We start from the raw sequence: 14,098 nt of genomic DNA, 5'->3' as shown, positions 1-14,098 counted from the left end.
GTGCGATGAGCGCATCCTCCCAAGACGCGGACAACAAGATCCGCCAAGCCATCGACCGTGAGAACCCCTCCACGGTCGTGGCCTTCGAAGGCGTGGCGGGCAAGGCCGTCTTCGCCATCGCGGTGGCCTTCTCGGTGTTCCAGATCTGGACGGCGGCGTTCAACCCGCTGTCCAGCATGGTCGTCCGCTCGGTCCATGTCGGCTTCCTGCTGCTGATGACCTTCACGCTGTTCGGCTTCCGGCAGGACGCGGAGCGGCGCAGCGTGCCCTGGTACGACTGGCTGCTCGGCCTCGGCGCCTTCGCGCTGGGTCTCTACCATTACGTGTTCGAGGTCGACCTGATCCAGCGGGCGGGCGATCCGAGCATCACGGATCTCGTCGTCGGGGCCGTCACCGTCGCCCTGGTGTTCGAGGCCGCCCGGCGCATCATGGGATGGGCGCTGCCGATCATCTGCGGCGTCTTCATCCCCTACGCTCTGTTCGGACGGCATCTGCCCTTCGGGCTGGCCCACCGCGGCTACGACATCGATCAGGTCATCGACAATCTGTACCTGTCGACCGAGGGCATCTACGGCACGCCGACTTTCGTCTCGGCGACCTTCATCTTCCTGTTCATCCTGTTCGGCGCCTTCCTGGAGCGCGCCGGCATGATCAAACTGTTCAACGACGTGTCGCTGGGCCTCGTCGGCTCCTCCAAGGGCGGGCCGGCGAAGGTGGCGGTCGTCTCCTCCGGCTTCATGGGGACGATCAACGGCTCGGGCGTGGCGAACGTGCTGACCACCGGCCAGTTCACCATCCCCCTGATGATGCGCTTCGGCTACCGCCCGGCCTTCGCCGGGGCGGTCGAGGCCACGGCCAGCATGGGCGGGCAACTCATGCCGCCGGTCATGGGGGCGGCCGCCTTCATCATGGCCGAGACCATCGGCGTTCCCTTCAGCGACATCGCCATCGCCGCGGCGATCCCAGCCATTCTCTATTTCGGCAGCGCCTTCTGGATGGTCCATCTGGAGGCGGGCAAGCGCAACCTCGTCGGTTTGCCGAAGGATCAGTGCCCCAGCGTGTCCCGCGCGCTGGTCGAGGGCTGGTACCTGATCCTGCCGCTGGCGGCGCTGGTCTATCTGCTGTTCTCCGGCTTCACGCCGCTGTTCGCGGGGGTGATCGGCATCGCGTCGACCATCGCGCTGATCCTCGGTACGACAATCGTCGGCTCCATCGGGCCGATGGCGCTGCGCGTCGCCTTCTGGGTGGTTCTGGGTCTCGTCGCGGCGGCGCTGTGGAGGATGGGCTGGCGGACGGAGCATCTGGCCTTCGCCATCGTCGGGCTTCTGGTCATCCCCTGCCTGATCGTAAGAGGCGGGCGGGAGACGCTGGCCATGCTGGTGAACAGCCTCGCGGACGGCGCCAAGAACGCCGTTGGCGTTGGCGTGGCCTGCGCGCTGGTGGGGGTGCTGATCGGCATGCTGACGCTGACCGGTCTGGCCTCGAGCTTCGCCGGAACGATTGTTCAGCTTTCCGGCGGCAACCTGCTGGTCGCGCTGATCCTTACCATGCTGGCCTGCATCCTGCTGGGCACCGGACTGCCGACGACGGCCAACTACATCGTCACGGCGGCCATCGCGGCGCCAGCTCTGCTGCAGATGGGCGTGCCGCTGATCGTGTCGCACATGTTCGTCTTCTACTTCGGCATCATGGCCGACCTGACGCCGCCGGTGGCGCTGGCGGCGCTGGCGGCCTCGTCGATCTGCCGGGCAGGACACATGCAGGTCGGCTGGATCGCCACCCGGATCGCCATGGCCGGCTATGTCGTGCCCTTCATGGCGGTCTATTCCCCCGCACTGATGCTCCAGACCACCGATCCGCTGGCCGTCGCCTACGTCCTGATCAAGGCGCTGATCGCCATCGGGCTGTGGGGAGCGGCGACCATCGGCTTCTTCTGGACGCCTCTCAACCTGGTGGAGCGGGTGTTCGCGGCGGCGGCGGCCTTCCTGTTCGTCGTGGCGCTTCCGGTGACCGACGAGACCGGATTCGTCATGACGGCGGCCTTCCTGCTGTGGCAGCGCCATCGCCTGCGCCGCGTGGGGCGGAGCAGCGCCCCGGCATGAGTGCAGCGTTATGCCTGTCGGCGCTCGGCGGGGCGGCTCTGGCCGCCCTGCCGGGTTCCGCCTTCACCCTGTCCTGGACCCATTCGGTGGAGAAGACCGAATGGCGGGAGGAGTGGCGCATCGCGGACGGACGTCTCGTCCTGACCGAAGCCCGCGTGAAGGGGGGCGGCGCCGGGATGGAGCCGCCCGCGGGCGCCCGCTTGGCCGCTGGCTGGTGGGTCTGGGTGCCGGCAGTGCCGCCGTTGGAACGGGTGGTCCTGGCCGCTTCCTCCTTCGCACCGGACCACACACTGTGCGCGGGCGGAGCGTGCCGTCCGCTTCACGGCTGGATCGGCGGGCCGGTCCCGAGTCCCCTCGAACTCAAGCCCTGCGGCTAGAGACACGTTATTCACGCACGGCCGATAAGGAAATTCCGAAGGGGCGTTCCGGCTTGGCTTAGCCCTTTCGGAGACGCATACTTCAGTAACTGATATTACAGATGAATGCGTGTTATGACCGACGCCCGACCGACCCGACATCGCCCCACCGGTTCCCTGACCGCCCCTTTGGCCGCCCTGGCGGGCCTCGCCGCCGCCGGACTGCCGGGGTTGGCCCTGGCGGCGGAGGCAACGGGCGCACCACATCTCGACGGGCGTGACCTGAATGTCTTCTGGGTAATTCCCTTCGTCGGGATTCTGCTGTCCATCGCCCTGATGCCGCTGCTGGCGCCGTCGTTCTGGCACCATCATTTCGGCAAGGTCGCCGCCGGTTGGGCCATCGCCTTCCTGCTGCCCTTCGCGTTGACCTTCGGGGCCAGCCTCGCTACCTACGAGCTGCTGCACACCCTGCTCCTCGAATACATTCCCTTCATCGTGCTGCTGACCGCTTTGTTCACGGTGGCGGGCGGCGTGCGGATCTGCGGAACGCTGGTGGGAACGCCGCTGGCGAACACGCTGGGGCTGGGGCTGGGCACGCTGCTGGCGAGCCTCATGGGAACGACCGGCGCCTCGATGCTGCTGATCCGGCCGCTGATCCGCGCCAACGAGCACCGGCGGCACAAGGTGCACACCGTCGTCTTCTTCATCTTCCTGGTGTCCAACGTCGGCGGCTCCCTGACGCCGCTGGGCGATCCGCCGCTGTTCCTCGGTTTCCTAAAGGGGGTCGGCTTCTTCTGGCCGACCGTCCACCTGTTCTGGCCGATGGTTCTGGTAGCCGGCTGCCTGTTGGCGATCTATTTCCTGGTCGACCTCTACCTGCACACTAAGGACCCCGGTAAGCATCCGCTGATCGAGGGCGTGCATGAGCGGGAGCCGGTGCGCATCGAGGGGGCGGTCAACCTGCTCCTGCTCGTCGCCATTGTCGGCGCGGTGCTGCTGAGCGGCGTCTGGCATCCGGGGGTGGGGGTGGAGATCTATCACATCCAGGTGCCGCTGGAGACGATCGTCAGCAACCTGCTGCTTCTCGGCATCACCGGTGTGTCGCTGGTGCTGACCAGCGCGCGCAGCCGCCGCCTGAACGCCTTCACCTGGGGGCCGATCCTGGAGGTGGCGAAGCTGTTCGCGGCGATCTTCCTGACCATCATCCCGGCCATCGCCATCCTGCGGGCCGGCACCGATGGCGCGCTGGGCGCCATCATCGCGGCGGTGAACCAGGACGGCCAGCCGGTGCCGGCGGCCTACTTCTGGGCGGCGGGCATCCTGTCGAGCTTCCTCGACAACGCACCGACCTACCTGATCTTCTTCAACACCGCGGGCGGCGACGCGCAGGTGCTGATGACCGACCTCGCCGTGACCCTGGCGGCCATTTCGGCGGGTGCCGTGTTCATGGGCGCCAACACCTACATCGGCAACGCGCCGAACTTCATGGTCAAGGCCATCGCGGAGGAGCGCGGCGTGGCGATGCCGAGCTTCTTCGGCTACATGCTGTGGTCCTTCGGCATCCTGGTGCCGCTGTTCGTCCTGGTGACCTGGGTGTTCTTCGTCTAGGTCCCCCCACAAAAGGCCGGCGGGCGGCGGCGAAGTGCCGCCTGCCGCCCTTGTGCGCCCTCAATGGGACATCAGGACCGGGGTGGTAAGGTTCGACAGTACCGTGCGCGTCGCTCCGCCCAGCACCATCTCGCGCAGACGGGAGTGGCCATAGGCCCCCATCACCAGCAGATCGCCGCCCAGGCTGCGATGACTGTCCAGAATGATCTCCCCGACATCGCCGCCCTGGAAAATGCTGGCTTGGTGCTGGCTGCGAACACCGTGGCGCTCCAGCCAGATCATCAGGTCGCGGCCGCTGTCCAACGCATGGCCCGGCGGGTCGATGGTAACCACCGTGACCCGTTCCGCAGCCGTGAGGAAGGGCAGGGCGTTGCGCACGGCGCGCCCGGCTTCCCGCGTGTTCTTCCAGGCCACCACCACATGGCGGCCGATCTCCGTCCGGGGCGGGAAGTTGAAGGGAAGTACCAGGGTCGGGCAGGAACTGGTCAGCGGAAGGCGGTCCGGCACCTGGAGCATCACCCGATCACCGAGGTCGTCGCCGTGGCTCTGGCTCACGATGGCGAGGTCGGCGTAGGCGGCGCGGGCGGCCAGCAACTCCACATGGTCCCCTTCGTCTACCGTCCAGGAATAGGAGCAGTCCTTCAGCGCCGACCGGACCTCCTGTTCGATCTGTCCGGCCTTCTCGTGGGCGATGGCCGTGGCCTCGGCGATGTAGGCGTAGGAGGCGGCGCGTCCGGTCACCGCAGGCGGCATCGAAACCGGCGTGGCCACGAACAGCACCTCGACAAAGGCGGAGAAGCGCTTTGCGAGTCCGACCGCGACCTCAAGCCGCTGTGTGTGGCGGTCGTCGTTCGACATGTGCAGCAGGATCGTCTTGATCGGCATGGTCTCGCTCGCAGGTTTCGAACCGGATGACCGGCCCTCCATAGGTAATGTTTGTTGAGCCAATCTGGCAACGATCCAGCTAACGGCTGGCGAGGCCGGTGCGCCCGCCCGCGCCGTGGTCGGGAGTGAGGCCGGAGATTTCCAGAAGCAGCTTGCTCAGGATCGCGTCGGCGAAGGCGTCGAAGCTGACCGCGGGGACCAGGAAAGCGCCGGGTCCGCCGATCACATGCTCCTCGTAATAGCCGTCGAGGTTCGTCGGCGCCGCCCCACCCCAGGGATTGGGCCGGTCGTTCAGGATCGGCAGGCCGTTGATGGTGATCCCGGCGGCGACCGCCTCGTCGCGCGCCCATTGCACGGGACGGCCGCGGTTGTTGACCCCGTCGCCCGACACGTCGATGACCCGCCGTGTCCCTTCGAATCCGTTGTCGTTGAACAGGCGGGCGCTGAAGTCGATGGCCGCGCTGATCGAGGTCCACTGCGCACTCAGCGTGGGCGATTCGGCGATGGAGGAGGCGAAGGCCTCGACGCTGCCGTGGTCGCTCAGCAAGGTCCAGGGCACGGTGATCCGCTGGAAGCTGTCTCCGGCCCATTCGACGTAGGTGACGGCGATGCGTCCGAAGGGACCGCCACGGATTGCCGCTTGTATCTTCGGGTCGGTAAGGGCGGCGACGTAGCCCTCGCGCTGGAGGCGGCCTTCCTCCGCATCCACGCTGCCGGACACGTCCACGGCCAGCACCAGTTCCAGATCGACCGGCGTGTCGGCCAGGACCGGCACACCCGCCCCGCCGGCCACAAGAACCGCGACGGCCACCCCCGCCAGACGCCACGAACCGTCCATGCCGTGTCTCCCCCGCGGATGTTTTCGCCCACACCCCTCAAGAAAAGAGATCGCCGCGCGGCCACGGCAAGGGGCCCTGTGCACGAGACGTTGACGGACGGGCGTAGCCGCTCCACCTCTCCACCCCATGCCGACCGATTTTCCCATCGAATTTCCGCCAACGTTTCCCGCCCGCCCGCTGTTTCTCGGCAGCGAGATCTACCGGGGCTCCAGCTACGGCGCGAAGCACCCGCTGGCCATCCCGCGGGTGTCCACCGCCATCGACCTCAGCCGCGCCATGGGCTGGCTGCCCGACGTGGTCTACCGCGACAGCCCGCTGGCGACGCCAGGAGAACTGGGCCGCTTCCACAATCCGGACTACATCGCCGCCCTCCACCGCGCGGAGGCGGACCAGCGGGTGGATGCCGAAACGGGGGAGCGCCACAACCTCGGCCGGCTGGAAAATCCCATCTTTCCGGAAATGTACCGCCGCCCTGCGATCAGCACCGGTGCCGCCATCCTGGCCGGGCGCCTGCTGGCGGAGGTGCCCGCCGGCATCGTCTACAGCCCTGCCAGCGGCACCCACCATGCCCGTCCGGGGCGAGCCAGCGGCTTCTGCTACCTCAACGCACCGGTGCTGGGCATCCTGGCTCTGCTCGATTCCGGGATCGAGCGGGTGCTCTACGTGGACCTCGACGCCCACCACGGTGACGGGGTGGAAGACGCCTTCGCCGACGACGACCGTGTGCTGACCCTGTCGGTTCATGAGGATGGGCGCTGGCCCTTCACCGGCAAGGCGGAGGATCGTCCTGGCGCTCTGGCTTTCAATCTGCCGGTCCCGCCGGCGTTCAACGACACCGAGATGGATTACCTTCTGGAGACGGTGATCCTGCCGCTGGGGCAAGCGTTCCGCCCCCAGGCGCTGGTCATCCAGACCGGAGCCGACGCGCTCGCCGAAGACCCGCTGAGCCGGCTGGAACTGTCGAACGGCGCGCTGTGGCGGGCGGTGGAGGCGTTGATGGGGCTGGCGCCGCGCCTGATGGTGGTTGGGGGCGGGGGCTACAATCCTTGGTCCGTCGGGCGCTGCTGGGCAGGGATCTGGGCGGTGCTGAACGGCATCGACCCGGTGGTGCCGCCGACACCTCAGGCGGAGGACGTGCTGCGGGCGCTGACGTGGTCGCGCGCCGCCGGGCGCAACCCGCCGGAGCATTGGTTCACTACGCTCGCCGACGCGCCGCGTCCCGGCCCACTGCGCGACGAGGTGCGTCGCGTTGCCGCTGCGGCAATCACGAAGATGGTCCGTACTGGATAATCTTTGGAAAGTTTTTCATTCACGTATGTCACGCAGTTGACGTATCGGGACGAATCGGACAGCCTGATTCGCGCGACTCGTGCTGTCCGCTGGCCAATTCGATGATTCACGCCATACCGGGAGCCGGAGAGGGAGAGGGGCAGGCCGCCGATGTCCAACACCACCTTGCTCCTGCTGACCATCGCCGCGATGATGCTGGCCGCGGTGCCGGTCGCCATGATGCTGAAGCGTTTTCTGCCCGACTTTCTTCATCGCTCCGCAGGCATCGACCAGCTTGAGAACCGCATCTACGTCCTGCATTCGGAGATTCACGAGCTTCAGGACCGGGTGAACGGCAAGGTGCAGCGGCGCAACCATGCGTCCGCCGAGAAGCACCGCGCCGAAACCGAAAACCGCAAGATGGAGCGGGCGATCGCGGAAATCGCCCTCCAGCCGCCCGTGTTCGTGCACGAGGTGGGCGACCCCCAGGCCGGCCTGTCGAAATTCCTGGTGAACGTCGCCCAGGAAAAAGCCTCCTCCGGCGGTGACAAGTCCCAGGTCAACCCGATCTGGCGCTGTGCCAATGTGGCGGAGGTTTGGGCGTCCAACGCGGAGGAGGCCAAGCAACTCGTCGAGGTGGCGTTTCCCTTCAAGATGGGCTTCACCAAGGCGTTCCAGAAGACGCAGGGCCGCCTCAACCCCGCCCGCATCAAGGCACCCGCGTCATGATGATCAACTTCCTCATCATTCTCGGGATCATCGCCATTGGGGCATGGCTGGGGAATGTGCTGCTCGCGGTCGATGCTCAGGTGGCGCAAAGCCGCAGCCGGATGCGCGCCGCCAAGGATTCCATCGGCAAGCTGGAAGCGACGATCCGCCGGCTCCAGCGCGAGGAGGAGAGCCTCGTCAAGGAGATCGACGAGTGCATGGCCGACACTGTCGAGGCTCGGCGCAAGCAGTCGGACATCCAGCGACGCCTGTCCGAGGCGCAGACCAAGCAGCGGCCCCAACTCCTGATCCTGACCGACCGCCGAAATCCGAACGACAAGGAATGGCTGGTGACCGTCGTCAACACACAGATCGGCGAGATCGACGCCCTGCACCCTCTGGCCGTCGAATGGGCGCGCGGACGCGACTATCTCGTCTGGGCCGAGAGCGACCGGGAAGCCGGGGAGCGCGCCATCCGCCGCTTCAGCGCCCGACCTGGCTACCAGATCAAGCAGGTCAAGCCATTGACCAAGGACATCTACACCACCGCCATCGACCGGACGGCGGCGTAACGCCGTCGAAGAGGCCGCTGGACAGCCGCACATCGCGGCGGCATCGTCCAAGCTCTGAACGTCAAGGAATGGGTTGGTCGCGATGATCGGACGGGCTGTGCGTGGCCTTTTGGGCGGGCTTCTGATGGGGGCCGCGATTCTGCTGTCGGCCTTGCCGGCGGCGGCGTTGGAGAGCTTCGCGCGCTCCTCCCTGACCGTCGAGACGCCGGGCGGCGGCAAGTACCGCTTCGATGTGGAACTGGCGGAAACCCCGGCGCAGCAGGCGCAGGGGCTGATGTTCCGCGAAAAGATGGCCGCCGACTCCGGCATGCTGTTCATCTACGACCGCCCGCAGCCGGCCAGCTTCTGGATGAAGAACACGCTGATCCCGCTCGACATGATCTTCATCGGCACGGACGGCCGGATCGTGAACATCCAGGCCAACGCCGTCCCGCAATCGCTGGACGCGGTGAACTCCGCCGGTCCGGTGAAGGGCATTCTGGAGATCAACGGCGGCATGAGCGCGCGTCTGGGGATCCGTCCGGGCGACCGGGTGGCGCACGCGGCGTTCGGCACCGCAAAGTGACGGCGCCGCGGCGCTAACGAGCCTCATCGGGCAACCCGAAGGCGGTCAGGAGGAGCCGGGCGGCCTCCTCAGGGGGCGTGGAGGCGCCGCTCACCACGATGCAGGCGCGCGGGTGCAGCCACATCCGCAAGGCGCGCCGCACCCCACCGACGAACGGCGGCTGGTCCTCCAGCACCGCCGCGGGCGTGCCCTGCCGCGCCAGCCGGACGGCGCCAAGGGCGACGAGTCCGGCGTCCCCTCCCACCCCGATCAGGCCGCCCGGCCGCCGCTCCGCGACGATCCGCGCGAGCGCGAGGATGGAAGTGCCGGTGTGGCGCTTGGCGAGGTCGATCTGGCCGATGCCCGGGTGCAGCGCCGCCCGCAACAATCCTCCCCCCATGGGGGCCATGACGTCGAGCCCATATCCACGCCGCCGCAGGGCATCGGCCAGAGCCACAGCGGCGCGTCCGGCCGGGGTGTCGTCCAGCCCGGACACGAAGACGGCGAGACGGGGCGGGGGCGGGGGCGGGGAGGAGGTGTTCAAGGAAGGAGTGGCCGACGCGGTCGAAGGGGGCGGCATCATACGGAAGGTCCACCCTGCGGGATAGATGCGGCAGCGTCTTGCCGTCCGCTCAGGGTTCGTGTATTCCACTGCGCGACGTCGGGGCGTAGCGCAGTCTGGTCAGCGCGCCAGTTTTGGGTACTGGAGGCCCCCGGTTCGAATCCGGGCGCCCCGACCAACGAAATTCGAACGATGCACACGCACGTATCAGAGGAGATGCCGCGTCATGAAGGTCCGGATCTACCAGCCGAGCAAAGCGGCCACTCAGTCCGGGCGTGCCAAGACGCATCGTTGGTTGCTCGAGTACGAGATCGAAACCCCGCGCCGTCCGGAGCCGCTGATGGGCTGGATCAGCTCCGGCGATACGCTGAACCAGGTGCGCATCGGTTTCGAGACGTCGGAGGAGGCGGTCGCCTTCGCCCAGCGCAAGGGCTGGGACTATACGGTCCAGGATGCGCCGGTGCGCCGCGTCCGTCCGCGCAACTACGCCGACAACTTCCGTATGGACCGTCCGCGATTCTGATCCGGACCGGGGCCCCATAGCTCAGTTGGATAGAGCAATCGCCTTCTAAGCGATAGGTCGCAGGTTCGAATCCTGCTGGGGTCGCCACCTTTCTCCGCAGCACCATTCCTCCAGCACCATCGTGGGCCGTCCGCTGGTCATCATCAGCGGACCCTCTGTCGATTCTCAAAAACGGTCAACATAGTTATCCCCATATCCCCATTGCCGTAGGCCAAAGCGATGTGAAGCCTATGGTTGCGGTGTAACGCTGACGATGTGCAGTGTATCCAATGGTTTCGCGTCGCGATGACCACGCCCAATTTGAGGGCATGGAGACAAGTTAACGCCACCCCAACGGGCTTCGAGATTCATCCACAAAGTTATCCACAGAAAATAGGGATAACTCGAAAGCGTGTGCGTGAGGCGGGGCTAAGGCGTTCTCATGCTCCACCGCCGTAACCATCTACCGCAAGGAACGGTCTCCGTGCCGGTGGCGTTTCTCGGGGCGCTTGATCAATCCCACGCCGTTTGGCGTCAGTATGAGGTGATGTCTTGGTGGGTTGGGTCGTCAGAACGCTTCTGCTGTGTTTCGTGGTCGGGTTGGTTCTGTCCTTTCTGGACATCAATCCGGCCAGCATCCTGACCAACAGTTGGGCTACCATCCAGGACATCGCCCGCCTTGCCGCGGACATGTTCCATTGGGCGCTGCCCTATATCCTGATCGGAGCGGTGATCGTCGTTCCGCTGTCCGTCATTGGAGCGCTCATGCGTTGGACGCGCACGCGGCACCGCCCGTAACGCAATCCCAATCTCCATCGCCCGCAAAAGAAAAAACCGGAGATCCAGTGGATCTCCGGTTAAGTGAATACAGGGAGGGTTAGAGACAAGGACTGTTTAACTGTTCGGGCGACCCGCTTCGTTGATCTGCATCAATCTGCGATAATTTTATCGATACGCTGCAACCGGACCGACTTTGACTTTGGACAAAAAAATAGCCGAGGGTTCCATTGGAACCCCCGGCATAGGCGAATACAGGGAGGGTTAGAGACAAGAGCTTTCTACCTCTTCCCGCCCCGGGCTACGTTGACATAGATCAAACACTTTTCGCATTGCAGCGAAGGTTTAGCGTCTTACTTATGCGTGTGTCCGTAGAGAACCGAAGGATCGGTTTCAACGTCTTGAATGATGGTGAGCTTCCCATCACGCAGCGCGCGGTAGAAGCAGCTGCGCCGTCCGGTGTGGCAGGCCACGCCGTCCTGTTTCACGATCACCAGCAGGGTGTCGCCGTCGCAATCGACGCGGAAGTCCTTCAGCCGCTGCATCTGGCCGGAGGTCTCGCCCTTGCGCCACAGCCCCTTGCGGGATCGCGACCAATAGCAGACGCGCCCTGTGCGCAGCGTTTCCAGAACGGCGTCGCGGTTCATCCAGGCCATCATCAGGATCTCGCCGGTTCCCTCGGCCTGGGCGATGGCGGGAACCAGCCCGTCGGCGTTGAAGGCGATGGCGGCGATCACGTCATCGAACGAGGGCTCGACTGAGGCCCCGGGCGCGGTGGCGTCCGTCATGATGTTCAATCCTCGTGTGTGTGCTCGTCGGGACCCGCCCTTTACAGGGCGGCCCTCAGGCGGGCGAAGGCGCCGTCCAGGTCGCGGATGAGATCGTCCACGTCCTCCAGCCCGGCGTGCAGGCGCAGCATGGTGCCGGGTTCGGTCCAGCGGGTCGCCGTGCGGATGGCGGCCGGGCGCGCCGGCAGGATCAGGCTTTCGAACCCGCCCCAGCTGTAACCCAGCCCGAACAGTTCCAGGGAGTTCAGCATCGCCGACAGGGCCGGCTTCGGCACTGCGTTCATGACGATGGAAAACAGGCCGGAGGAGCGTCCGATGTCGCGCTTCCACAGCTCATGGCCTGGGCATTCGGGGAAGGCCGGATGCAGGATGCGCGTGACCTCGGGCTGCTTCGACAGCCACTCGGCCAGGGCGAGCGCGCTTGCCTCGTGCTGCTTCAGACGGACGGACAGGGTGCGCAGGCCGCGCAGCCCAAGATAGATGTCGTCCGGTCCGGCGCAGGTTCCCGTCCGCGTGGCAGCCTTCTTCACGGCCAGCCATTGCGCCTCGTTGGCGCAGGAGATCACGCCCAGCATCGCGTCGGCGTGGCCGACGATGTATTTGGTGGCCGAGTGGATCGACACGTCCACCCCGTGCCGCAGCGGCTGGAAGAAGAGGGGGGTGGCCCAGGTATTGTCGATCATCACCGTGGCGCCCACCGTCTTGGCCGCGGCGGCGATGGCGGGGACGTCCTGCACCTCGAAGGTCAGCGAACCCGGCGATTCGAGGAATACCACGCTGGTGTTCGGCTTCAGCAACCTGATGATGCCGGCGCCGATGGTGGGATCGAAATACTCGACCTCCACGCCGTAGGGGACGAGCGTGTCGTTGGCGAATCGGCGGGTCGGACCGTAGGCGCTGTCGGTGATCAGCACATGGTCGCCCGTCTTGGTGAAGGCGAAGAGCGCCGTGGCGATGGCGTTCAGGCCCGACCCGGTGTTGACGGAGCGGTAGGCTCCCTCAAGCTCCGCGATCGCCTGCTCGAAGGCCAGCGTGGTCGGAGTCCCGATGCGCCCATAGTTGATGCGGTCGAAAGGAGCTTGGTCACCCGCTTCCAGATCCTCCAGCGTCGGGAACAGCACCGTCGAGCAATGGTAGACCGGCGGATTCACGATTCCGTGATTCTCGCGCGGGCTGAGCCCGGCGTGCCCGAGGATCGTATCTTTTCGTGCGTCTTTCATGGGGCTTCCCGCAACAACAATGACGGAGGCCGCATCCTGACTTTCCAAGATGGACCCGACCGTCAAAGATTCTTTTCCCTAAGCCTCTGTAAGGGATAACCAAGCCAAATGCACGGCTTAAGGATGATTCGACAAGCCGGATGCGGTTGGTGCACTCTTGTCACACGCGCGTGTCCGCCATGCGGGCCGCGCAATGCATGAACCTAAGCGTAAAAACGCAAGAACAGGGTGGAGCTTAATATGAAATCGGGAATCCTCGCCGCTGCTGCCGCGGCCGTGGTGTTCGGCGCCGTGACCGGCGCCCAGGCCGGTCCGACGCTGGACGCCGTCAAGGGCCGCGGCTTCGTCCAGTGCGGCGTGAACGCCGGCCTTCCGGGCTTCGGCAACCCCGACAGCTCGGGCAACTGGACCGGTCTCGATGTCGATTACTGCCGCGCGGTCGCGGTTGCGCTGTTCAACGACCCCAACAAGGTCAAGTTCACCCCGCTGTCGGCCCAGCAGCGCTTCCCCGCCATCCAATCGGGCGAGGTCGATCTGCTGTCGCGCAACACCACCGTCACGCTGACCCGCGACACCTCGGTCGGCCTGAACTTCGCCCCGGTCACCTATTATGACGGCCAGGGCTTCATGGTGAACAAGAAGCTCGGCGTGAAGAGCGCCAAGGAGCTGAACGGCGCCACCGTCTGCGTCCAGGCCGGCACCACGACCGAACTGAATCTCGCGGACTATTTCCGCACCAACAACATGTCCTACAACCCGGTCGTCATCGAGTCGAACGACGAGGTGAACGCCGCCTACTTCGCCGGCCGCTGCGACGTGCTGACGACCGACGCGTCCGGCTTGGCCGGAACCCGCGCGGGCGTGGCCCCGGTTCCGGACGACCACATCATCCTCCCGGAGATCATCTCCAAAGAGCCGCTGGCCCCCGCCGTCCGTCACGGTGACGACCAGTGGTTCGATGTGGTGAAGTGGACCGTCTATGCCACCATCCAGGCCGAAGAGATGGGCATCACCTCCAAGAACGTCGACGAGTTCGTGAACAGCAAGAACCCGGAGATCCAGCGCATCCTCGGCACCTCGCCGGGCATGGGCAAGGCGCTGGGCCTGGACGAGAAGTGGGCCTACAACGTGATCAAGACCATGGGCAACTATGGTGAGATCTTCGAGCGCAACGTCGGCATGAAGACCCCGCTGAAGCTGGAGCGCGGCCTGAACGCGCTGTGGACCAATGGTGGTCTGCAGTACGCGATGCCGATCCGCTGAGGACGGAAAGGGGGACCGCGGACCACAGGGAGGCCCGCGGTCCTTCCTTTTTTTGACGACGGGCGGGGCGGCCGCAGGGCGACAAGAATCATGCCCGTGCCGC

15 protein-coding genes and 2 tRNA genes are annotated in these 14,098 nt (G+C 65.8%); 12 read left to right on the top strand and 5 right to left on the bottom strand.

Going from position 1 to position 14,098, the window contains the following annotated elements; translation table 11 throughout:
• Positions 1-5: 5 nt before the first annotated feature.
• The 3 genes from H1Q64_RS11485 (at position 6) to H1Q64_RS11475 (ending at position 4,066) form a co-directional block, all read left to right on the top strand.
• Positions 6-2,102, top strand: a complete 2,097-nt coding sequence (locus H1Q64_RS11485) for a TRAP transporter permease (RefSeq protein ID WP_237903599.1) — start codon at positions 6-8, stop codon at positions 2,100-2,102.
• Positions 2,099-2,479, top strand: a complete 381-nt coding sequence (locus tag H1Q64_RS11480; RefSeq protein ID WP_237903598.1) for a DUF1850 domain-containing protein — start codon at positions 2,099-2,101, stop codon at positions 2,477-2,479. The genes H1Q64_RS11485 and H1Q64_RS11480 overlap by 4 nt, the downstream gene beginning before the upstream one ends.
• A gap of 114 nt (positions 2,480-2,593) precedes the next feature.
• Positions 2,594-4,066 (top strand): sodium:proton antiporter, encoded by a 1,473-nt coding sequence (locus H1Q64_RS11475; RefSeq protein WP_237903597.1) that lies wholly within the window; start codon positions 2,594-2,596, stop codon positions 4,064-4,066.
• Positions 4,067-4,126: 60 nt separating this feature from the next.
• Here H1Q64_RS11475 and H1Q64_RS11470 read toward each other — a convergent pair whose 3' ends face one another.
• Together H1Q64_RS11470 and H1Q64_RS11465 are read right to left on the bottom strand one after the other, a co-directional pair.
• Positions 4,127-4,951, bottom strand: a complete 825-nt coding sequence (locus H1Q64_RS11470) for a universal stress protein (RefSeq protein ID WP_237903596.1) — start codon at positions 4,949-4,951, stop codon at positions 4,127-4,129.
• 79 nt (positions 4,952-5,030) lie between these two features.
• Positions 5,031-5,789 (bottom strand): DUF1194 domain-containing protein, encoded by a 759-nt coding sequence (locus tag H1Q64_RS11465; RefSeq protein ID WP_237903595.1) that lies wholly within the window; start codon positions 5,787-5,789, stop codon positions 5,031-5,033.
• A 127-nt stretch (positions 5,790-5,916) separates the two neighbouring features.
• On the opposite strand from H1Q64_RS11465, the gene H1Q64_RS11460 reads away from it, so the two are divergent.
• From H1Q64_RS11460 to H1Q64_RS11445, 4 genes are all read left to right on the top strand, one after another.
• Entirely contained in the window at positions 5,917-7,080 is a 1,164-nt protein-coding gene (locus H1Q64_RS11460) for an acetoin utilization protein AcuC (protein WP_237903594.1), read from the top strand.
• A gap of 150 nt (positions 7,081-7,230) precedes the next feature.
• Entirely contained in the window at positions 7,231-7,788 is a 558-nt protein-coding gene (locus tag H1Q64_RS11455) for a hypothetical protein (RefSeq protein ID WP_237903593.1), read from the top strand.
• Positions 7,785-8,339, top strand: a complete 555-nt coding sequence (locus H1Q64_RS11450; protein ID WP_237903592.1) for a hypothetical protein — start codon at positions 7,785-7,787, stop codon at positions 8,337-8,339. The genes H1Q64_RS11455 and H1Q64_RS11450 overlap by 4 nt, the downstream gene beginning before the upstream one ends.
• Before the next feature lie 82 nt (positions 8,340-8,421).
• Positions 8,422-8,904, top strand: a complete 483-nt coding sequence (locus tag H1Q64_RS11445; protein WP_237903591.1) for a DUF192 domain-containing protein — start codon at positions 8,422-8,424, stop codon at positions 8,902-8,904.
• Between the two features lie 13 nt (positions 8,905-8,917).
• On the opposite strand, the gene H1Q64_RS11440 is transcribed toward H1Q64_RS11445, so the two are convergent.
• Positions 8,918-9,427, bottom strand: a complete 510-nt coding sequence (locus H1Q64_RS11440; protein ID WP_237903590.1) for a hypothetical protein — start codon at positions 9,425-9,427, stop codon at positions 8,918-8,920.
• Between the two features lie 118 nt (positions 9,428-9,545).
• On the opposite strand from H1Q64_RS11440, the gene H1Q64_RS11435 reads away from it, so the two are divergent.
• From H1Q64_RS11435 to H1Q64_RS11420, 4 genes are all read left to right on the top strand, one after another.
• Positions 9,546-9,623 (top strand) — tRNA-Pro (locus tag H1Q64_RS11435).
• A 48-nt stretch (positions 9,624-9,671) separates the two neighbouring features.
• A complete protein-coding gene (locus H1Q64_RS11430) occupies positions 9,672-9,968 on the top strand; it encodes an ETC complex I subunit (RefSeq protein ID WP_014240426.1) in 297 nt (98 codons plus the stop codon).
• 10 nt (positions 9,969-9,978) lie between these two features.
• Positions 9,979-10,055: transfer RNA gene (locus H1Q64_RS11425), tRNA-Arg, on the top strand.
• A 447-nt stretch (positions 10,056-10,502) separates the two neighbouring features.
• On the top strand, positions 10,503-10,745 hold the full coding sequence (locus H1Q64_RS11420) for a DUF6460 domain-containing protein (protein WP_237903589.1): 243 nt from the start codon (positions 10,503-10,505) through the stop codon (positions 10,743-10,745).
• Positions 10,746-11,077: 332 nt separating this feature from the next.
• Here the strand turns inward: H1Q64_RS11420 and hisI are convergent, their stop codons facing one another.
• Together hisI and metC are read right to left on the bottom strand one after the other, a co-directional pair.
• The gene (gene hisI, locus H1Q64_RS11415) at positions 11,078-11,512 is read right to left on the bottom strand and encodes a phosphoribosyl-AMP cyclohydrolase (protein WP_237903588.1); all 435 of its coding nucleotides are present in this window, start codon (positions 11,510-11,512) and stop codon (positions 11,078-11,080) included.
• 41 nt (positions 11,513-11,553) lie between these two features.
• A complete protein-coding gene (gene metC / locus H1Q64_RS11410) occupies positions 11,554-12,732 on the bottom strand; it encodes a cystathionine beta-lyase (RefSeq protein WP_237903587.1) in 1,179 nt (392 codons plus the stop codon).
• A gap of 240 nt (positions 12,733-12,972) precedes the next feature.
• On the opposite strand from metC, the gene H1Q64_RS11405 reads away from it, so the two are divergent.
• Complete coding sequence (locus tag H1Q64_RS11405) at positions 12,973-13,995, top strand: amino acid ABC transporter substrate-binding protein (protein WP_183179578.1); 1,023 nt, start codon at positions 12,973-12,975, stop codon at positions 13,993-13,995.
• Positions 13,996-14,098 lie beyond the last annotated feature (103 nt).

Origin of the sequence: Azospirillum brasilense (assembly GCF_022023855.1) — a bacterium.
GTDB classification, from domain to species: domain Bacteria; phylum Pseudomonadota; class Alphaproteobacteria; order Azospirillales; family Azospirillaceae; genus Azospirillum; species Azospirillum brasilense_F.
The sequence above is the reverse complement of the archived record's forward strand: the minus strand, read 5'-3'. Positions and strand labels throughout refer to the sequence as shown.

Coding starts and splice junctions, on each gene's coding strand:
- H1Q64_RS11445 (WP_237903591.1), top strand. CDS start 8,422: ATGATCGGACGGGCTGTGCGTGGCCTTTTGGGCGGGCTTCTGATGGGG.
- H1Q64_RS11475 (WP_237903597.1), top strand. CDS start 2,594: ATGACCGACGCCCGACCGACCCGACATCGCCCCACCGGTTCCCTGACC.
- H1Q64_RS11465 (WP_237903595.1), bottom strand. CDS start 5,789: ATGGACGGTTCGTGGCGTCTGGCGGGGGTGGCCGTCGCGGTTCTTGTG.
- H1Q64_RS11485 (WP_237903599.1), top strand. CDS start 6: ATGAGCGCATCCTCCCAAGACGCGGACAACAAGATCCGCCAAGCCATC.
- H1Q64_RS11480 (WP_237903598.1), top strand. CDS start 2,099: ATGAGTGCAGCGTTATGCCTGTCGGCGCTCGGCGGGGCGGCTCTGGCC.
- H1Q64_RS11430 (WP_014240426.1), top strand. CDS start 9,672: ATGAAGGTCCGGATCTACCAGCCGAGCAAAGCGGCCACTCAGTCCGGG.
- H1Q64_RS11450 (WP_237903592.1), top strand. CDS start 7,785: ATGATGATCAACTTCCTCATCATTCTCGGGATCATCGCCATTGGGGCA.
- hisI (WP_237903588.1), bottom strand. CDS start 11,512: ATGACGGACGCCACCGCGCCCGGGGCCTCAGTCGAGCCCTCGTTCGAT.
- metC (WP_237903587.1), bottom strand. CDS start 12,732: ATGAAAGACGCACGAAAAGATACGATCCTCGGGCACGCCGGGCTCAGC.
- H1Q64_RS11470 (WP_237903596.1), bottom strand. CDS start 4,951: ATGCCGATCAAGACGATCCTGCTGCACATGTCGAACGACGACCGCCAC.
- H1Q64_RS11460 (WP_237903594.1), top strand. CDS start 5,917: ATGCCGACCGATTTTCCCATCGAATTTCCGCCAACGTTTCCCGCCCGC.
- H1Q64_RS11455 (WP_237903593.1), top strand. CDS start 7,231: ATGTCCAACACCACCTTGCTCCTGCTGACCATCGCCGCGATGATGCTG.
- H1Q64_RS11405 (WP_183179578.1), top strand. CDS start 12,973: ATGAAATCGGGAATCCTCGCCGCTGCTGCCGCGGCCGTGGTGTTCGGC.